We start from the raw sequence: 15873 nt of genomic DNA, 5'->3' as shown, positions 1-15873 counted from the left end.
ATGAAGATTTTCTGGCGCATTCTCCGCATATGCCTCTACGCGCTGCTCGTCTTGCTGGTGGTGGCGATCGGCGCGCTGGTCGTGCTTACCGGCACCGAGGGCGGCCGCCAGAATCTCGCCAGCCTGATTTCGAAGATGGCTTCGAACGAGGACCGCAAGGTCACGGTCGCCGGCATAGAAGGCATCTGGACGGGTGCGCTGAGGGTGGACCACGTCGTGCTGGAAGACCGCGCCGGCCCTTGGATGGTGGCGCGTAAGGTAGCGCTCGACTGGTCGCCGACGGCGCTGCTCTCCCGGAATTTCACTGCCGACCGCTTCGCCGCCGAGCGCATAGAGGTGGCGCGGCTGCCGCAGCCGAGCCAGCAGCCGTCGCAGGGCGGCGGCTCGACGAGCCTGCCGGTTTCGATCGACGTCAAGCAGATCGACCTGCCGGAGATCGCTCTGGGACAGGAACTGGCTGGCTCCGGCATTGCCGAGTTGGCCGCCAAGGGCTCGCTCAAGGCCGATCCGTCGCCGCTGGCGATCGAGAGTGTGCTCAACGTCTCCCGCCATGACGGCAAGCAGGGCAATGTCGACGCCAAGATCCACTTTGCGCCGGCCGACAACAAGCTCGACCTCGATCTCAAGGCGTCGGAGCCGGCCGGCGGCATCATCGCCAATCTGCTCAAGCTGCCGGATGCGCCGCCCGTCAACATCGTCGTTTCCGGCAGCGGGCCTTTGGCCAACTGGAGCGGCGTCGGCACCTTCATGGTCGATGGCCGGATCGTCAGCCAGCTGACCGGCCGGCACCAGCTGACCGACAAGGGCCATCGTATCGAAGCCAAGGGCGACGGCGAGTTCGAAGGCTTCCTGCCGGAAAAGATAAAGGCGCTGTTTGCCGGCAAGACGAGCTTCGACCTTGCCGGAACGGCGACCACGTCGGGCGGGGTCGATATCGAGCGCGCGACCATCGAGAGCGATGCGGTGCACGGCGCCGCGACCGGCAATGTCGATCCGAAGGGCGCCAGCGACCTCGCGGTCGAGCTCTCCGCCAAGGGCAAGCCGGTCACCATCGATGTCGGCAACAGCGCGGTTCCCATCCTGGTCGCGGTCGAGAAGGCGACCGTGCGCGCCTTCGGCGACGGCAAGGCGCCGATGGTCGATATCGGCACGTCGCTTACCTCGGTGGCCGTCGGCGGCACGCAGCTCAACAACATTACGGGCCAGATCCATTCCGACGGCTTCGACATCGTCACCCTCAGCGGCCCGGTCAGCATCAATCTCGCCGCCGCCGGACTGAAGACGGACGTGGCGACACTGGCGCCGCTGGTGACCGGCAAGCTTGCCGCCGATCTTTCCGGCACGATCAGCCGCGAGACCGTGACCATCGACAAGGGCACCTTGCGCAGCGATGCGCTCAATGCCGCGCTGACGGCAGGCATCTCGCTCGCCGACCTGTCGATGACGCTGAAGATGAATGCCGACGCCGTCTCGAAGGCATTGCCGCCGCAGATCAGCTCGCTGCTCGGCGAGCGCGTGAAGTTTTCGGCGACCGCGACCCGCGATCCGCAGGGCGCGTTCGCCGCCAATTCGCTGGAGCTCACCTCGGGTTCGCTCAGCGCCAGCGGCACCGCCAGCGCGCAAGGCTCGGACATCCAGGCCGATGTGAAAGGCACGCTGGGCGACGTCTCGTCGCTGTCGTCGCTCGCCGGCACGCCGCTTGCCGGCGGGGTCAATTTCGCGCTGAGCGCAACCGGTCCGCGCCTGGCGCCGGATTTCACGGTGTCCGCCGACAGCGCTAGCCTGACGGCGGCCGGCCGCACGGTGAAGGACATCAAGCTCTCGGCCAAGGGCAAGGCCGACATCGCCAATCCGACCGCCAACGTCTCGCTGACCGGCAACGCCGAGGGGCAGGCGCTCGATATCGAGGCGTCGCTGGTGACCGCCGACGGCAAGCGCTCGATCAAGGGGCTCAGCCTTGCGCTCGGCGACAACAAGGTCTCGGGCGATCTCGCGCTCGACGACAAGTTCCTGCCGCTCGGCACGCTGACGCTTGCCGTGCCCGACATCGGGCCGCTCGCGGCGCTCGCCAATCAGACCGCGACCGGCGATATCAATGGCACGATCGCCTTCGCCAAGGAGGGCGAGGCGCCGACCGTCACCATCAATGCCGCCGCCACGTCGATCGCGCGCGGCGATCTGGCGGCAAAGACGATCACCGTCAACGCGTTGATCGCCAACTATCTCAAGGGGCCTGCGATCTCGGGCACGATCAAGGCTGACAGCGTGACGTCCGGCAGCACGGTCATCAGCGGCATCGGCATCGATTTGAAGCGCGACGGCGACTGGACCAACTTCACCGGCGGCGCCACGGCGTCCGGCATTCCGGCCACCGCCACCGGGCGGGTGAAGATCGCCAACGGCACGACGAGCGTGGAAATCGCTTCCGGCGAGGCGACGGTGCGCGGCATCAAGGCGGCCATAGCCGAGCCGTCCAGCCTTTCCATCGCCAATGGCGTGGCTACGATCGAGAAGCTCGCGCTCAATCTCGGCGGCGGCTCGGCGACGGTTTCCGGCAGCGCCGGTCAGACCCTCGACCTGACGGCCAATCTTGCCAACCTCCCGGTGGCGCTCGCCAATGATTTCGTGCCCGGCCTCGATGGGGCTGGAACGGTGGAAGGCACGGCACATGTCACCGGCCCATCGTCCAACCCCGACGTGCAGTTCAACGCGAAGGTGGCGGGCGCGCAGACCAGCCAGACCCGGCAGGCGGGGCTCGGGCCGCTGGATCTGGACGCTGCCGGCAGCTACACGCTGGCGGACGGCGTGGCCCTGGATCACGCCACGCTTTCGGGCCAGGGGATTTCGGGCAAGGCCACCGGTACCCTCAACCCCAACGGCGCCAGCGATTTCTCCCTCGACCTTACGTCGTCCGGACCCAGCCTGCCGCTGACGGTCGGCAGCGCCGAGAGCCCGGTCAAAATCGCGGTCCAGTCCTTGTCGGCGAAGATGGTGGGCGAGAGCACGCAAGCGCGGCTCGATGTGTCCGCAATCCTGCCGTCCATCGTGGCCAGCCAGACCAAGGTGGACGGCCTGACGCTCGCGCTGCATTCGGACGCTTTCGACCTCAGGGGACGGGCAGGCCAAGTTTCCGGCATGGTGTCGGTGGACAGGATCGGCCTCGACAATCAGTTGATCGCGCCGCTCATCGCCGGCAAGGTCACGGCCAAGGTCAACGGCCGCCTGGCAACCGATTCCGTCGCCGTCAACAGCGGGTCCTTGACGAGCGATGCGCTCAACAGCCAGGTCGCGGGCCGTATATCGCTGGGCGACGGCGTGGTCGACCTCAATATGAAGGCCGACGTCGCTTCTTCCGCCTTGCCGGCTGCGGTGCGCGGCATGCTTGGCGAGACCGCGCAGTTGAGCGCCGCGCTGAAGCGCGATGCCAAAGGCAATGTCAATGTCGACGGGCTGAAGCTGAATTCGGGCGCGCTCAGCGCCGACGGGCAGGCAGGCCTTGCCGACGGCAAGCTGGCGGCTGGGATCAGAGGTGCGTTGAGCGATGTTTCGGGGCTGTCGAAGGACGCCAAGGGCGCCATTGCCTTTGCCTTGAATGCGCAAGGCCCGGTCACCGCGCCGGACCTGTCGATGACGGTGAGCAGCGACCGCCTTTCGGTGGCGGCGCGCGAGATCACCGGGCTGAAGCTGACGGCCAGCGGCAAGGCCGATGCCGCCAATCCGGCGGCCAATGTGCAGCTCACCGGCAATGTCGCCGGCCAGAACCTGCAAGGCACCGCGGTGCTCGCCACGACCGATGGCAGCCGCGCGATCAACGGGCTTCTGTTGTCGCTCGGTCCGAACAAGATTTCCGGCGATCTCGCCCTTGACGACGCCTTCGTGCCGGTCGGCACAGTGTCGCTCGACCTGCCCGATATCGGGCCGCTCGCGGCGCTGGCGCTGGAAAAGGCCGAGGGCAATGTGCGCGGCACGATCGCCTTCACCAAGGCGGCCAACGGGCCGAATGTCGCGATCAAGGCGAACACCTCGGAGATCAAGCGCGGCGACCTCTCGGCCAGGAATGTCGCCATCGACGCGCAGATCGCGAACTATATGGCAGCACCCGTCATCGCGGGCACTGTGCGCGCCGAGAGCGTGACGTCCGGCGGCACCGCCATCACCGGCATCGATGTCGATCTCAAGCGCGACGGCGACTGGACCGGCTTCTCGGGCGGGGCCACCGTCAAGAACATCCCGGCGAAGGCGGCCGGCCGGGTGAAGGTCGCCAACGGCACGACGACCATCGAGCTCGCATCGGGGCAGGCGACGGTGCAGGGCATCAAGGCCGCGATCGCGCAGACCTCGACGGTCACCATCGCCAACGGCGTGACGACGCTCGACCGGCTGGTGCTCAACCTTGGCGGCGGCACGGCGACGGTGACGGGCAAGGTCGCGCAGGCGCTGGACATCAACGCCAATCTGGCCAGGGTGCCGATCTCGCTCGCCAACAGTTTTTCGCCGGGCCTCGAAGCGGCCGGCTCGATCTCGGGCACGGTCAAGGTCACCGGCGTGCCGGCGGCCCCCTCGGTCGCCTTCAACATCGACGCTTCCGGCGTGCAGACCTCGCAGACGCGCGGCGCCGGGCTCGGCGGCATGAATGTGTCGTCGTCGGGAACCTTTGCCGGCAACAAGCTCGCCTTCGACGCCAATATCAGCGATGGCGCCGGCCTCGGCCTCAAGGGCGGCGGCTCGGTGACGACGGCGGGCACGCCGGCCCTGGTTCTCGACTTCAACGGCAAGGTGCCGTTCTCCTTCCTTGCCTCGAAGCTCGCCGCGCAAGGGCTGGGGCTGACCGGAATCGCCAATGTCAACGTGCAGGTGCGTGGTCCGGCGTCGTCGCCGGTGATCGGCGGAACGGTGAGCACCTCCGGCGCCCGCCTGGTCGATGCCCGCTCCGGCCTGGCGGTGAACGACATCGCCGCCGACGTTTCAATCGGGAGCGGCGTGGCCAGGATCAATCGGCTCACCGGCACGCTTTCGACAAAAGGCAATCTTTCGGCCAGCGGCACGGTCGGCATCACGCCGGCGCAAGGCTTCCCGGCCGACCTGTCGATCAAGCTCACCGACGGCCGCTACACCGACGGCCGGGTGGTGACCGCCAATCTCGGCGGCGACCTGACCGTCAAGGGGCCGCTCGTCTCGGCGCCGGTGATCGCGGGTACCGTCAACCTGGCGAGGACGGTCATCACCGTTCCCGAGAAGCTGCCGGGCTCGCTGTCGGCGCTGGACGTCAAGCACAAGAATGCGCCGGCTTCGGTGCGGGCGCAGGACAAGGCGCTGCGTCCGGCGACGTCCAGCGGCAGCAGCAACAGCGGCAGCGGCCTGACGCTCGATGTGACGGTCAACGCGCCGAACCAGATCTTCATCCAGGGCAGGGGCGTCGACGCCGAGCTCGGGGGCTCGCTGAAGCTGACAGGGCCGGCTTCGGCGCCGCAGGCGGTCGGCACTTTCACCCTGCAGCGCGGACGGCTGATCATCCTCTCCAAGCGGCTGACCTTCACCGAGGGCACGATCGGGTTCCAGGGTTCGCTGGTGCCCTATCTCAACATGACGGCGACCACCACGACGAGCAGCGCCACGGTCACGATCCTCGTGTCGGGCGAGGCGACCAATCCGAAATTCACCTTCTCCTCCGTGCCGGCGCTGCCCCAGGACGAGGTGCTTGCGCAGCTCATCTTCGGTCAATCCATGTCCAAACTGTCGCCGCTGCAGATCGCGCAACTTGCAAGCGCGGCCGCGCAGCTGGCCGGCGTCGGCGGCTCGACCTCGTTGCTCGAGAATTTGCAAAGCGCCATCGGCGTCGACGATCTCGACGTGACGACGGACGAGAAGGGCGGCACCGCGGTTTCGGCCGGCAAGTACCTCAACGACCGCACCTATGTGACCATACAGAAGGGCGACAAGCCGGGCTCCGGCAAGGCCACGATCGACCTCAATGTCGGTCGCGGCGTGAAGCTGCGCGGCGAGGCCAATGATGCCGGCGAAGCAAAGGGCGGCGTCTTCTACGAACGCGAATATTGAGGCCGCGCCGCCGTTTCCCTGCCTGCGCGCCACGGGCGCGGGGCCTTTATCCGCATAAAATGTATTGATTTAATCGGTCGCGGCGATTTTTTGGGAAATCCGCGTCGCGATAACAAATTTGCGTCAAGACTGTCGCTATCGCGCGAACCGGGTTGCCACCAAAGATGCACATTCCCTAGCATGTTCCTGCTCCACACCGTCTTTTGACAACGCGGTCTGGATGCGGAATGTTAAAAGGCGGAAAGCCAACAATGGGAGTAAGTCATGGCAATCTATAAGAGCAACGGTGATCGTGTTCCGGATCACATCCTGAAAATGGCCGAAGAAGCCAAGACGGGCAGCAATGTGGACCGTCGAGAATTCCTGGCATTGGCCAGCGTCTTCGGCGCATCGACGGCAATGGCCTATGGCATGCTCGGCCTCGCCGATCCGACCCCGGCCAGGGCCGAGGATGTGCAGGGCAAGAAGGGCGGCGTGATCAAGGTCGCGATGTCCATCAAGGACCCGAAGGATCCGCGCACCGCCGACTGGTCCGAAATCTCCAATGCCGAGCGCCAGGCGCTCGAGCCGCTGGTGAAATACACCAAGGAATACACCTTCGCGCCGTACCTGCTGGCAAGCTGGGACATCAATGACGACGCCACCGAATACACGCTGCATGTGCGACCGGGCGTCGAATGGAACAATGGCGACAAGTTCACCGCCGACGACGTGATCTACAATTTCACCCGTTGGGCCGACAAGGGCGCGGAAGGCAACTCGATGCCTGGCCGCCTCGGCAGCCTGGTCGACGAGACGTCCAAGAAGCTGCGCGAGGGCTCCGTCGTCAAGGTCGACGACATGACGGTCAAGCTCAAGCTGACCAAGCCCGACATCGCCATCATCCCGAACCTGTGCGACTACCCGGCGCTGGTCGTGCACAAGACCTTCGACGAGAAGGGCGCCAACTTCAAGAACTGCCCGATCGGCACCGGTCCGTTCGAGCTGGTCTCCTACGACGTCGGTCAGAAAGTGGTCTACAAGCGCCGCACGACCGGCAAGTGGTGGCAGGGCGAGGCCTTCCTCGACGGCGTCGAGTTCATCGACTACGGCACCGATCCGGCGGCGACCGTCTCGGCTTTCGAGTCGGGCGAAGTCCAGACCAACCACGAAACCACCGCCGACTACATCAAGATCATCGCGGATGTCGGCGCGCCGGTTTCGGAAGTCGTGACGGCCGCCACGGTTGTGTCGCGCTTCAACGTCGGCAAAAAGCCCTATGACGACCAGAAGGTTCGTCAGGCGATGCTGCTCGCCGTCGACAACGCCACCGTGCTGCAGCTCGGCTACGGCAATGCCGGCACGCCGGCCGAAAACCACCATGTCGCGCCGATCCATCCGGAATATGTCAAGCTGCCCGAGGTCAAGCGCGACATCGCCAAGGCCAAGCAGATGCTGACGGAAGCCGGCGCGATCGATTTCGAGCACGAGCTGATCAGCAACGACGAGGACTACCACAAGAACACCACGGACGCGATCGCGGCCCAGCTGCGCGAAGCCGGCATCAAGGTGAAGCGCACGGTGCTGCCGAGCTCGACCTTCTGGAACGACTGGACCAAGTATCCCTTCTCGGAGACCAACTGGAACATGCGCCCGCTGGGCATCCAGGTGATCGCCATCGCTTACCGCACCGGTGAAGCGTGGAACGAGACGGCCTATGCCAATCCGGACTTCGACAAGAAGGTGAACGAGGCGCTCGGCATCGCCGATGCGGAGAAGCGCAAGGTTGTGATGAAGGATATCGAGCAGACCCTGCAGGATTCCGGCATCATCATCCAGCCTTACTGGCGCAAGCTCTACATCAACATCAAGCCCGAGGTGAAGAACCACTCGATGCACCCCACCTACGAGCACGACTTCGGCAAGGTCTGGCTCGACCAGGCGTGATCCATGGCGCGATGAATACGAGGGGCAGCCGCCCCTCGTATTTGCAGCTTCGTCGCCGTTGCATATCCTGCAGCGGTGGCGGGGCGTCATCCGCATTACGAAACAGGGTTGAACGTATCTGACCCCAACCCGGCCGGCAGGGGGTGCGCATGTTCTCATTCATCGCCAGACGCATCGGAACGATACTGCTTACGATGCTGTGCCTGACGCTGGTCGTCTTCTTCCTCGTCAATCTCGAGCCCAATCTGAAGAAGCTGGCGATCAGCCAGACCGAGATGCACACGCCCGCCGACCAGCTTGAAAGCTGGCTGGTCAATCATGGCTACCGGCAGAACTTCTTCGTGCGTTACGGCCAGTGGCTTGGCGTCGTGCCAAAGCACCCGATCACCGATCCGGCGACCGGCAAGACGACGCAGCGCTTCTCCTTCTGCAACGATCCGACGGAGCCGAAATTCTCCGGTGTGCTGCAGGGTGACTTCGGCTGCTCGACCAAATTCAAGACGACCGTCGCCGCGAAACTCTTCCCGGCCCTCGGCGCTACCGGATTGCTGATGTTCTGGGTGCTGGCGGTGATGGTGCCGATCTCGCTGCTCATCGGCATTCTTGCCGGCATGCGCGAAGGCTCACGCACGGACCGGACATTGTCCGTCGCCTCGATCGCTTCGACGGCGACGCCCGAATATGTGTCCGGCGTCATCTTTACCGTCATCTTCGCATCCTGGCTCGGCTGGCTGAACGGCTCGGCCGCGTCCGCCAGCCAGGGCATCACCTTCTACAATTTCACCCTGCCGGTGATCACGCTGGCGATCTACGGCATCGGTTACATCGCGCGCATGACACGCGCCTCGATGGTCGAGGTGATGACGCAGCAATATATCCGCACCGCCCGGCTGAAGGGCCTGTCCTTCAGCAGCGTGGTGATCAAGCACGCCTTGCGCAACGCGCTGATCGCGCCATTCACCGTCATCATGCTGCAGTTCCCGTGGCTGCTCACCGGCGTTGTCATCGTCGAGGTGATGTTCCGCTACCAGGGTTTCGGCTACACGCTGGTCGAAGCCGCCGGCAACAACGACATCGACCTGCTGCTCGGCTGCTCGCTGGTCTCGGTGTTCATCGTGCTGATCACGCAGCTCATTTCCGATGTCGGCTACGCGTTTCTCAATCCGCGTATCCGGGTTCAGTAGAGGGCAGGGCCGATGCAAACCGAATATATCAGCGCCTTCGACGTGGTTCTCGGCGTGCTCTGGCGGTTCTGGCCGGTGTGGGTCGCCCTCATCCTGGTGATGGGCGCCAGCTTTACCTACAAGAAGCGGCTGGGACTCTACGGCCAGCTCTTCGACAGCGGCGTCGGCATTGCCGGCGTCTTCATCTGCCTGTTCTGGCTGTTCACGGCGATCTTCGCCTCGACCATCTCGCCCTTCGATCCGCTGGCGCAGGTCTCGGTGATGAAGGACACGCTGCCCGGCGCGATCGAGCCGGCGTCGAAGCTCGTCTATTATTTCGGCGGCGACAAGCTTGCCCGCGACGTGTTCTCGCGCATGGTCTATGGCAGCCAGATCGTGCTGATCATCGCGCCGGCCGCCACCGGTTTCGCGCTGATGGTCGGCATCACGCTCGGCCTGCCGGCCGGTTACTATGGCGGCAAGATCGACACGCTGCTGTCGTTCCTTGCCAACCTGGTGCTGGCCTTCCCGGTTATCCTCTTGTTCTACCTGCTGGTGACGCCGGGCATCATGGACACGCCGATCCCCTATGCGATGGCGGGACTGTTCTTCCTGTTCCCGATCATCTTCTTCTGCGTGCTGTTCTGGACCCGCTACAAGAACCGGCCGGACCGGCTCTATATCCTGCTCGGCATAACGCTGGTCGTCGGCGGCTGGATCTATACCGGCCTGGTCTTCGACAAGGATCCGCTCAAGATCGTCCACATCGATCCCAACCAGCTCAACATCTTCGTGGCGGTGGTGTTCGCCTCCAGCCCCGGCGTGTTCCGCATCGTGCGCGGGCTGACCATGGACATCAAGACGCGCGACTATGTGGCGGCGGCGCAGACGCGCGGTGAATCGCCCTGGTACATCATGCTGTGGGAGATCCTGCCCAATGCGCGCGGTCCGCTGATCGTCGATGCCTGCCTGCGCATCGGCTACACGACGATCCTGCTCGGAACGCTCGGCTATTTCGGCCTGGGCCTGGCGCCGGAAAGCCCCGACTGGGGCACCGCGATCAAGGACGCCAGCCGGCTGCTGCGTTCCTTCATACACCCGGCGCTGCCGCCGACGATCGCCCTGATGTCGTTCGTGCTGGGGCTGAACCTTTTGGCGGACTCACTGCGCGAACAGTCGATGAAGGATTGATGGCGGGGTCTTAGGCCCTACTTGCCAAGAACCAAGGATTGGAGCGACCCATGAACGAGGCAGTTCGAGATCCAGCCAAGGCGACCGGTCAGCCGATCATCGAGATCGAGAATCTCTCGATCTCCTTCTTCACCCGCAAGGGCGAGATCCCGGCCGTGATGGATTTTTCCTGCACGGTGATGCCCGGCGAGGCGATGGGCATCGTCGGCGAGTCCGGCTGTGGCAAGTCGACTGTGTCGCTCGGCATCATGCGCGACCTCTCCAACATCGGGAAGATCGTCGGCGGCAAGATCAAGTTCCAGGGCAAGGATATGGGCGAGCTCTCCGAGGAGGAGCTGCGCGCCATCCGCGGCAACAAGATCGCCATGATCTACCAGGAGCCGATGGCGAGCCTCAATCCGGCGATGAAGATCGGCCAGCAATTGATGGAAGTGCCGCTGATCCACGACAAGGTGTCGAAGGAGGAGGCCTACACCAGAGCGCTGGAGATGGTGCGGGCGGTGAAGCTGCCCGATCCGGAGCGCATGATGCGTTCCTATCCGCACCAGCTTTCCGGCGGCCAGCAGCAGCGCATCGTCATCGCCATGGCGCTGTTGTCCAAGCCGGCGCTGCTTCTGCTCGACGAGCCGACCACCGCGCTCGACGTCACCGTCGAGGCCGGCATCGTCGAGCTGGTCAAGGGGCTCGGCGAGAAGTTCGGCACCTCAATGATCTTCGTGTCGCACAATCTGGGCCTCATCCTCGAGACCTGCAACAAGATCACGGTGATGTATTCCGGCGAGGCGGTCGAGACCGGCAAGATCGAGGACGTGTTCGACCGGATGCGCCATCCCTATACGCAAGGGCTGTTCCGTTCGATCCCGCTGCCCGGCGCCGACAAGAATTCACGGCCGCTGATCTCCATTCCTGGACAGTTGCCGCTGCCGCATGAGCGGCCGAAGGGCTGCAATTTCGGTCCGCGCTGCCACCATTTCGTCGAGGGCGTCTGCAACGCCGCGGAAATCCCGATGATCCCGGTCGAGGGCCATGAGGGGCATTTCTCGCGCTGCGTGCGCTTCAACGAGATCGACTGGGAGGCGCTGCCGCCTGGCGCCAAGAAGGTCAGCGAAAAGGTCGAGCCCGGCGCGCCGGTGCTGAAGATCCAGGACCTCAAGAAATACTACAGGGTCGGCGGCAGCGAGGTGTTCGGCTCCAGCGAAGGCCGGGTCGTCAAGGCCAACGAGACGATCTCGTTCACCGCGCGCGAATCCGAGACGGTGGCTATCGTCGGCGAGTCCGGCTGCGGAAAGTCGACGCTGGCCAAGGTGCTGCTCGGCCTGGAGACCGCCAGCTCCGGCACGGTGACCCTGGCCAACAAGGAGATCCAGTCGACGGGCATCGAGAACCGCGGCGTCGATACCGTCTCGTCGATCCAGATGGTGTTCCAGAACCCGTTCGATACGCTGAACCCCAGCCACAGCGTCGGATCGCAGATCATCCGCACACTGGAAAAGTTCAATGTCGGCAAGAATGTCGCCGAGCGGCGCCAGCGCATGCTGGAGCTGCTCGACCTGGTGAAGCTGCCGCGCGCCTTCGAGACCCGCAAGCCGCGCCAGCTGTCGGGCGGCCAGAAGCAGCGCATCGGCGTCGCGCGCGCCTTTGCCGGCGATGCCAAGGTGGTGGTGGCCGACGAGCCGGTCTCGGCGCTCGATGTCTCGGTGCAGGCGGCGGTGACCGAGCTCTTGATGGATATCCAGCGCAAGAACAAGACGACGATGCTGTTCATCAGCCACGACCTGTCGGTGGTGCGCTACATCGCCGACCGCGTCGTCGTCATGTATCTGGGCTATATCGTCGAGCAGGGGACGACGGACCAGATCTTCTCGCCGCCTTACCATCCCTACACCGAGGCGTTGCTCTCGGCGATCCCGATCGCCGACACCAGCGTGGTCAAGAAGCACATCGTGCTCGAAGGCGACATCCCGTCGGCGATGAACCCGCCGACCGGCTGCCCGTTCCAGACGCGCTGCGGCTACAAGAAGCTGGTGCCGGACAATCTGTGCGAGACGAAGGTGCCGCCGGTGAAGGATCTCGGCGGCGGCCATACGAGCCTGTGCTGGCTTTCGGACGACGTGCTGACCAAGATGGAGCCGGTCATCAAGTTCGACAAGGAACATGCCGCGCATGAAGGCGTGCCGGAAGATGCGCACGGCACCGGGCCGGGGTCGACAGGCGCGGCGCCCAACAGACCGCGTGGCAAATCCTCGACCGCGGAAGCGGACGAGATCGGCGACGCCGTGGAGCAGGACCAGGCCGGAATGCGAGGTCGTCGCAACAAAGTGCGCGACGAGACTTCCGAAACCGGTGTCAAAGGGCCAAAAGACAGGACGAGGCGGCACTAGTCCCGGAAGCAGCTAGTTTCCGCATTGCCGTAGCTGCGCCTGATAATCGCGCGCCATCTGATCGGTGGCGCGCGCGTAGCTTTGAACGCCGGCGTCGCCGCGATTGCCGCGGCCATAGGCGGTCCAGCCGAGGTAATAGGCGAGGTAAAGATTGTAGGTGTCGTTGCGGGCGACGCCGAACGTGTCCGCCGTCTTGGAATGATACCAGCCGACAAAATCGACGGCGTCGGTAAAGCGCGTCCGGCGTGCCGCCCAGTTGCCGGTCTCCCGCTGATATTGCGACCAGGTGCCGTCGAGCGCCTGCGAGTAGCCGGTGGCGCTCGAGACATGCTTCCACGGGATGAAGCCGAGCAGCTTGGTGCGCGGCGGGCGGGCATTGCTCTTGAAGCCGGATTCCTTGCGCACCGTCGCCATCAGCACGGGAACGGGAATGCCGTATTTCTGCTCGGTCCGCTCGGCGGCCGACTGCCAGTTGTCGAACCAGCCGTCATTCTGGTCGAAGACGGCGCAGACATTGTTGATGTGGCTGGGCGCCGTCGCGCAGGCCGAAAGCGCCAGCAGCACGGAAACAGCTACAATTTTACTAAAACTCGACCTACGCATTGGAAGACGAATAGGCCGAAATCATAAAAGGAGTCTTGCGCGGTTCCTTAACGCCGGCGCGGGGGCGCAAAAAAGCCGGGTATCGATATCGCGACTGCCTGTGTCGTTATTCTTTTCGCCGATTTTGAAAAATGCCGCCTTGGCTAAAATCACGCCGGCAAATGGCGAATTCCTGACAGCTCGCATGTGATGCCGGCGCTCTGATGCGTGCATGAGCGAACCAAGACGCAAGCGCGGCGCCGAGCGCACCAGCAACCGTGGCCCCGCGGCCATTCCACAACTGCCGCGGCGGCGGGTGGAGAATCCCTATCCGCCGATGGCGTTGCTGTCGGCCGACCAGATCGAGGCCATCCACCAGGCATCGATGCATATACTGGAGAATTTCGGCATCGAGGTGATGAGCCCGCGGGCGCTGTCGCTGTTCGAGCGCGCCGGCGCCAAGGTCGATCGCGGCTCGATGAATGTGCGCGTCGATCGCGGCATGGTCGAGGCGGCGCTGAAGTCGACGCGCAGCAATTACACGCTTACTCCACGCAATCCGGCGCACGCCATCCATATCGGCGGCAGCACCATCAACTTCACGCTCGTCGCCGGCCCGCCCAACGTGCATGACATGGAGCGCGGCCGCCGCGCCGGCAATCTCGCCGACTACTCGGATCTCGTCCGGCTGGCGCAGCATTTCAACTGCATCCACATGCTCGGCAACCAGGTTTGCGCGCCGATCGAGCTGCCGGCGAACACTAGGCATATGGACACCTATTTCGCCAATCTGACGCTGACCGACAAATGCTTCCATGTCTCGGCGATCGGCCGGGGCAGGGCGCTGGACGGCATCGAGATGATGGCGATCGCGCGAGAGCTGACGCTGGAGCAGTTGGCGCAGGACCCCGGCATCACCACCATCATTTCGGTCAACTCGCCGCGCCGCTTCGACGAGATGATGGCCGAAGGGCTGATGACCATGGCCGAATACGGCCAGTCGGTGGCGGTGACGCCGTTCACGCTGATGGGCGCGATGAGCCCGGTGACGCTGGCCGGCGCGCTGGCGCAGCAGAACGCCGAAGCGCTGTTCGGCATCGTGCTGACGCAACTGGTGCGCCCCGGAGCGCCGGTGATGTATGGCGCCTTCACCTCCAATGTCGACATGAAGTCGGGCGCGCCAGCCTTCGGCACGCCGGAGAACACCAAGGCCAATATCGCTTCCGGACAGCTGGCGCGGCGCTACAACTTGCCGTACCGCACCACGCCGGGCTCGGCCTCCAATGCAGCCGATGCGCAGGGCGCCTATGAGACGCTGATGGCTTTGTGGGGCGCGGTGCTGGGCCACGGCAATCTCGTCTATCATGCCGCCGGCTGGCAGGAGGGCGGGCTGACGGCCTCGTTCGAAAAGCTCATCATCGATGTCGAGATGATCCAGCACATGATGGAATTCCTGCGGCCGATCGTGGTCGACGAGCCGGAGCTCGCGGTCGAGGCGCTGGGCGCTGTGCCGACCGGCGGCCATTTCTTCGGCGAGCCGCACACGCTGGAGCGCTATGCCACCGCCTTCTATCAGCCGATGCTGTCCAACTGGCAGAATTACGAGGCCTGGCAGGAGGCGGGGGCGCTCGACACGACGGCGCGCGCGACGCGGCTCTGGAAGAAAGCGCTGGAGGAGTATGTCCAGCCGGCCATGGAGCCTGCCGTGCGCGAGGCGCTCGAAGCCTATATGGCCCGCCGCAAGGAAACGATCGGGCAAGGCGAGCCGTGAGGGACCAGCTTCCCATATTGATTCATTTCAACCTCTCAACTCACTGAACCAACGAGAAAACCCATGAAGTCGCATGCAAAGGTCGTGGTCATCGGCGGCGGTGTCGTCGGATGCTCGGTGCTGTTCCATCTTGCTCGCCATGGCTGGACCGATGTCGTGCTGCTGGAGCGCGACGAGCTGACGTCGGGCTCGACCTGGCATGCGGCCGGCGGCATGCACACGATCAATGGCGATCCCAACGTCGCCAAGCTGCAGAAATACACGATCTCGCTCTACAAGGAGATCGAGGAACTCTCGGGACAGGCGACCGGCGTGCATCTCACCGGCGGCGTGCTGCTGGCGGCGACCGAGGCGCGGCTCGACTGGCTGCGCGGCGTGGTGTCGAAGGGGCGCTATCTCGGCATCGATCTCGAAGTGATCTCGGCCAAGGAAGCGGCGGAATTGATGCCGCTCATCGATCCCAGCCAGTTCGTCGGCGCGGTGCGCAACAAGGAGGACGGCCACCTCGATCCATCTGGCGTGACGCATGCCTATGCCAAGGCGGCGCGCAAACTGGGCGCCGAAGTCGAGCGCTTCACCAAGGTCGAGGACATCGTGCGCCGGCCCGACGGGCTGTGGCGCGTCATCACCAACAAGGGCGAAGTGGTGACCGAGCATGTCGTCAATGCCGGTGGCCTGTGGGCGCGCGAGGTCGGCCGCATGGTCGGGCTGGAGCTGCCGGTGCTCGCGATGGAGCATATGTACCTGATCACCGAGGACATGCCCGAGGTCGCCGACTGGAACAAGAAGACCGGCACCGAGA

8 protein-coding genes are annotated in these 15873 nt (G+C 64.5%); 7 read left to right on the top strand and 1 reads right to left on the bottom strand.

Features of this window, described 5'->3' with window-relative positions:
* The 5 genes from FJ471_RS13015 to FJ471_RS12995 all read left to right on the top strand — a co-directional run bounded on the left by FJ471_RS13015 (nucleotide 1) and on the right by FJ471_RS12995 (nucleotide 12718).
* Nucleotides 1–6057, top strand: coding sequence for a translocation/assembly module TamB domain-containing protein (locus FJ471_RS13015; RefSeq protein WP_140803574.1), 6057 nt, complete (start codon nucleotides 1–3; stop codon nucleotides 6055–6057).
* 264 nt (nucleotides 6058–6321) lie between these two features.
* Nucleotides 6322–7983 (top strand): ABC transporter substrate-binding protein, encoded by a 1662-nt coding sequence (locus FJ471_RS13010; protein ID WP_140803572.1) that lies wholly within the window; start codon nucleotides 6322–6324, stop codon nucleotides 7981–7983.
* 149 nt (nucleotides 7984–8132) lie between these two features.
* Nucleotides 8133–9167 carry an ABC transporter permease gene (locus tag FJ471_RS13005; RefSeq protein ID WP_140803570.1) on the top strand — a complete coding sequence of 345 codons (1035 nt, stop codon included), beginning with the start codon at nucleotides 8133–8135 and terminating at the stop codon, nucleotides 9165–9167.
* A gap of 12 nt (nucleotides 9168–9179) precedes the next feature.
* Complete coding sequence (locus FJ471_RS13000; protein ID WP_140803568.1) at nucleotides 9180–10337, top strand: ABC transporter permease; 1158 nt, start codon at nucleotides 9180–9182, stop codon at nucleotides 10335–10337.
* 50 nt (nucleotides 10338–10387) lie between these two features.
* Nucleotides 10388–12718: an ABC transporter ATP-binding protein gene (locus tag FJ471_RS12995; protein ID WP_140803566.1), complete on the top strand. Its 2331-nt coding sequence runs from the start codon at nucleotides 10388–10390 to the stop codon at nucleotides 12716–12718.
* A 12-nt stretch (nucleotides 12719–12730) separates the two neighbouring features.
* Here the strand turns inward: FJ471_RS12995 and FJ471_RS12990 are convergent, their stop codons facing one another.
* Complete coding sequence (locus tag FJ471_RS12990; protein WP_140803564.1) at nucleotides 12731–13321, bottom strand: transglycosylase SLT domain-containing protein; 591 nt, start codon at nucleotides 13319–13321, stop codon at nucleotides 12731–12733.
* A 211-nt stretch (nucleotides 13322–13532) separates the two neighbouring features.
* Between FJ471_RS12990 and FJ471_RS12985 the strand changes: the two genes are divergently transcribed.
* Nucleotides 13533–15071, top strand: a complete 1539-nt coding sequence (locus tag FJ471_RS12985; protein WP_140803562.1) for a trimethylamine methyltransferase family protein — start codon at nucleotides 13533–13535, stop codon at nucleotides 15069–15071.
* 63 nt (nucleotides 15072–15134) lie between these two features.
* A partial coding sequence (locus tag FJ471_RS12980) for an FAD-binding oxidoreductase (protein ID WP_140803560.1) occupies nucleotides 15135–15873 on the top strand: 739 nt, incomplete at its 3' end.

It is taken from the genome of Mesorhizobium sp. B2-7-1 (assembly GCF_006440735.1).
Lineage (GTDB): Bacteria > Pseudomonadota > Alphaproteobacteria > Rhizobiales > Rhizobiaceae > Mesorhizobium.
The sequence above is the reverse complement of the archived record's forward strand: the minus strand, read 5'-3'. Positions and strand labels throughout refer to the sequence as shown.